This window comes from Micromonospora sp. URMC 107, assembly GCF_051386315.1.
Classification (GTDB): Bacteria; Actinomycetota; Actinomycetes; order Mycobacteriales; family Micromonosporaceae; genus Micromonospora.
Window position 1 is genome coordinate 1 of the sequence record NZ_JBPQTK010000232.1, and the last position, 4,207, is coordinate 4,207.

Below are 4,207 nucleotides of genomic sequence, written 5' to 3' on the forward strand. Positions count from 1 at the left end.
GGCCGGCGGGCTGCGCAGCGCCCGGCGCAGCCCGCCGGCCCAGGCGCTGCCGGAGCCGAGCGCGTCGGCCGGCGCCACCTCGAACGGGTCCACCCACGAGACCCGGGTGGCCAGGGCGCTGGCCAGGACCAGCAGCACCTGTGGCGTGACCGTCAGCGGGAACGCCTCGATGAGACCGAGCGTGTGCTCGCGGGCCCACGCGTCGAGCCCGGCCTGGTCGGGCAGCGCTCCGGTCGCGGTCGACCCGGGCAGGCCCGCCCGCCACCCGTCGAGCCCGGCGGTCTCGACGCCGGGCCGGTGCCACAGCGCGGTCGCCGAGGGCACCAGCGGGTGCGGCGCCGCCAGCAGGGCGCCCGCGGCCGTGGCGGCCGTGTCCACGTCCACGCCGAGCACCTCCTCCAGCGTCGCGCGGGTCGGGCCGGCGGCGGCCGGCGCGGCGAGCGCCAGCAGCAGCCACGCGCCGAGCGGGGAGGCGACGTGGTGCCCGTCGCCGATGACGGCGTGCAGGCGGTCGGCGTAGCGGGCCAGGGGGGTGCGGATGTCGGTGGTCACCGCTTCACTGTGCCGGCTCGGCGCGCCGCCGTCACCTGCTGGCCGGGCCGGCCGACGACCGATCTCATCGCCGGGCAGGTGCGGGAGCACCCGTTCCCGCCCGGCCGGCGGGTGCCCGGGGAGGTCCCGGCGATGGTGACGGACGGGGCCCGCGCCGCGGCCGGCTGGGGCTCCGCGCACGGTCGGATGCCGTGCCTGTCGCGGCAGGATCGAGGACGGGAACCCCGGGACGGCCCGCGCCGCACGGGCACCCGGACCCCCTCGGGTGGACGTACCATCGTGGGCGTCGGTACGGGCGCCGCCGGGCCGACCGGGGAGGCGGGTCGTGACGGAGGTCCAGCCGGTTGCCGGGCCGGTGCCGCGCCTGATCGTGCTCAACGGGCCGCCCGGTTGCGGCAAGTCGACGCTGGCCCGCAGGTACGTCGAGGACCATCCGCTCGCGCTCGACCTCGACATCGACCGGATCCGTGACCTCGTCGGGCGGTGGCGGGACCACCCCGGTCCCGCCGGGCTGCTCGCCCGCGCGGTCGCACTGGCGGCGGCCCGGGCGCACCTGGCCGGCCGCCACGACGTGATCGTCCCGCAGTTCCTCGGCCGTCCCGAGTTCATCGAACAGGCCGAGCGCGTCGCGCGCGACGCCGGCGCGCAGTTCCACGAGATCGTCCTGCTGGACGACAAGGAGAACGCGCTGCGCCGGTTCGCCGAACGCAGCCGTACCTCCACGGATCCGGCGCATCTCGACGCCCAGCGCCTGCTCGACCGGCAGGGCGGGGCCACGGAGCTGGCGGCGATGTACGACCGGCTGCTCGCGGTCGTCGCCACCCGGCCCGGGACCAGGGTGGTGCGCACCGCGCACGGCAGGGTGGACGAGGCATACCGGGACCTCCTCGCCTGCCTCACCTAGGGCGCGGATCCGGCCGCGCTCCGGCCCGCCGCCCCCGACCGCGCGGGACGGTCAGCGGTGGACCCGCCCGAGGAAGTCCCGGACGAGCCGCGTCACCTCGTCGAGGTGCGTCTCCAGCAGCCAGTGTCCGCCGTCGAGCAGGTGCAGCTCCGCGTCGGGCAGGTCCCGCAGGTAGGCGCGGGCCGCGCCCTCGGGCATGTAGCCGTCGTGCGGTCCCCAGACGATGAGGGTCGGCGGCCGGTGGTGGCGCAGGTACTCCTGCTGACGGGGGAACCAGGCGAGGGTGCTGCCCTGGTCGGCGAGGAGGCGGACCAGGGCGGCCCGTCGGGGCGGATCCAGCAGGGCCGCCGAGAGGCGCCACAGGTCCGGGCTCACCCGGTCGACGAGGCGGTCGGGCAGTTCACCGAGGAACTCGCCGCGGAAGCCCTCCTCGCTGACGGCGGCGGCGAGGCGGTCGCGGCCCTCGTCGGTGGGCTCGCGCCAGAACCGTTTGAGCGGCTCGTACTTGGGGCCGTGCTGGTCCTCGTAGATGTCGCCGTTCTGGATGACGAGCCCGGCCACCCGCTGCGGGGCGGCCATCGCCAGGCGCAGCCCGAACTGGCTGCCGTAGTCCTGGAGGTAGATGACGTAGCGGGTCAGGTCCAGCGCCTCCGTGAAGCGCCGGAGCACGTCGGCGTAGGCGTCGAAGGTGTACGCGAACCGGCGGGGATCGGGGGTGTCGCTGTAGCCGAAGCCGGGGTGGTCGGGCGCGATTGCCCGCCACCTGTCGCCGAGGGCGGGCAGGAGGTTGCGGAACTGGAACGACGACGAGGGGTAGCCGTGCGGCAGCAGCACCACCGGCCCGTCCGGCGGACCCGCCTCGCGGTAGAAGATCGTGATCCCGTCGACGTCGACGGTCCGGTGGTGCACGGCTGCGTCGGCCACCATGTGTCTCCTGACCGGCCACGGTACGGGTGGACCTCCGACGGTGCCAGAAACGCTCCCGCGCCGGGCGTTGTTCGACGCCGTTCGATCCGGGCGGCCGGACCGGACGCGGGCCAACGGGCTGCGACCGGCCTCGATCCGCGCCGGGTCGGGCGAGACGCGTGGACGGGCGGAACGGGCCGCCGCCGGCGCCGCGTCGCCCCGCCCGCCCGCCGGGGGCCGCCGAGCGCTCACGCCACCAGGCGTGGCTCCGCCAGCTCGGTGAGCCGGACGGTGCACAGGCCGTTGCGTTCCGTCCGCACGTCGGTCACCTGGAGCTGCGTGCCGGGGGCGAGGATGAGCTCCTCCTCGCCGGTGAACGCGGAGAACCGCCGGATGCCCACGGCCCGCACGGGGAGCACCTCGAAGAGCGTCCGCCTGCCGCGACCGCCGAGGAACGCCTGGGCCACGCTGAGCTTCGACGTGCACGACGACACGCCCCACCACGTCACGGTCTGGCCGAGCGGGTACTGCGCCCGCAGGTCCAGCGACACCCCGCGCCACAGCGGCTCCGTGCGGGCCGGCAGCCGGGACACGGCCGAGAACAGCAGTCGCAGGTACGGCAGGTACGGGACGATCCGGCTGCGATCCGGGTGGCGCAGGGTGGCGTTGATCTGCCGGTAGAACGCCGACTCGCAGGTGTAGAGGTAGAGGGCCGCGATCTCGTCGGCGCAGAGGCCGTCGGCCGCGTCGTCCGCCTGCTTCTCGCCGAACCGGTGTGATTGTTCGACGTGCCGGCCGAGCCCGGACAGCAGCGCGGCCACCGGGGCGACGGCCGTACGGAAGTCCATGAGCGGGGTGTCGAACACGCCGGTGATCGGGGGAAGGGCCAGCCCCTCGTCCTTGACGCTGGCGAGCCGTTCGAGGTAGAGCTTGTGCAACTCCATCGTGGAGGCGATGAACGCGCCCATGCGGTCGGCCGTGCCCGCGTCCGTGCCGCCGACGTGCGCCGCCGACCGGCTCCACCCCTTGCGCGGCAGCCAGTCGATCTCGTCGGCGCCCAGCGTCCTGAGCGCCTCGTTCACGTCCGCGAAGTGGTTCCCGTCGCAGAAGATGTCGCCCTGCGCCGCAGGGTTGGGGTGGTCGATGTGGCGGACCTCCACCTCCGGGTACTTCTTCTCGAGCCGCAGCACCACCCGCTTGAGGTTGCGCGCGTGCGCGCCCCACCACGCGAACACCACGCCCCGGTCGGACTCGTCGGCGTGCTGCTTGGCCTTCAGGATCTCCTCGACCAGGGTCTCGACGACCGGCCGCCAGAACGTGGTGTGCCGGTCGGTGGCCATCGCCCCGTCGCCGCTGGCGGTGAGCGCCGCGTTCAACAGCAGCACGCCCTGGGTGAGCATCGCCTGGAACCACTCCGGCGGCTGCACGGTGTCGTGCTCCCGCAGCAGGGCGCGGATGTCGGCTATCGGCGTCTTCTTGGGGATGCCGTGCTTCCACATCGCGGCCGCCTTGATTATGCAGCGGATGGTGACGACCCGGCCGAACTGGCTGTCGGCCCAGTCGTGGAAGGTGTTGTCGAACATGGCGATGCCCGTGGCGCTCTCGCTGCGCGGGTACGGGTTCTGGCCGAAGACGACGACCTTCCACTTGTGCGGCGGGTTGGGCTTGAGCGCCTGGAAGGTCAGCTCCCGCACCGGTACGACCTGCGGGCTGCGGCCCGGGCCGATGAACGTGGCCGCGTCCGGCTGCGCCTCGATGACCGGCTTCAGCAGCGGCAGCCACGGCTCGCCGCCGCCGGTGAAGAGGTCGGCGAGGGCCAGCGGGTCGTTCGGGTCGGGCGGGGTG

At 74.5% G+C, this 4,207-nt stretch carries 3 protein-coding genes and 1 pseudogene; 1 reads left to right on the plus strand and 3 read right to left on the minus strand.

All coding sequences use genetic code 11. The features are described from left to right. Positions 1–552 (minus strand): annotated as a pseudogene (locus tag ACSNN9_RS27920) (hypothetical protein); the annotation flags it as partial. Between the two features lie 325 nt (positions 553–877). Here ACSNN9_RS27920 and ACSNN9_RS27925 point away from each other — a divergent pair. Next, a complete protein-coding gene (locus tag ACSNN9_RS27925) occupies positions 878–1,456 on the plus strand; it encodes an AAA family ATPase (RefSeq protein WP_436676291.1) in 579 nt (192 codons plus the stop codon). Positions 1,457–1,507: 51 nt separating this feature from the next. Here the strand turns inward: ACSNN9_RS27925 and ACSNN9_RS27930 are convergent, their stop codons facing one another. Both ACSNN9_RS27930 and ACSNN9_RS27935 read right to left on the minus strand, forming a co-directional pair. Beyond that, on the minus strand, positions 1,508–2,383 hold the full coding sequence (locus tag ACSNN9_RS27930) for an alpha/beta fold hydrolase (RefSeq protein WP_436676293.1): 876 nt from the start codon (positions 2,381–2,383) through the stop codon (positions 1,508–1,510). 227 nt (positions 2,384–2,610) lie between these two features. Then, on the minus strand, positions 2,611–4,207 hold a 1,597-nt coding region (locus ACSNN9_RS27935; RefSeq protein ID WP_436676294.1), incomplete at its 5' end, for an ADP-ribosyltransferase domain-containing protein.

What these genes read in the sequence shown, in the direction of transcription:
- ACSNN9_RS27930 (WP_436676293.1), bottom strand. Translation starts at nt 2,383, where the DNA reads ATGGTGGCCGACGCAGCCGTGCACCACCGGACCGTCGACGTCGACGGG.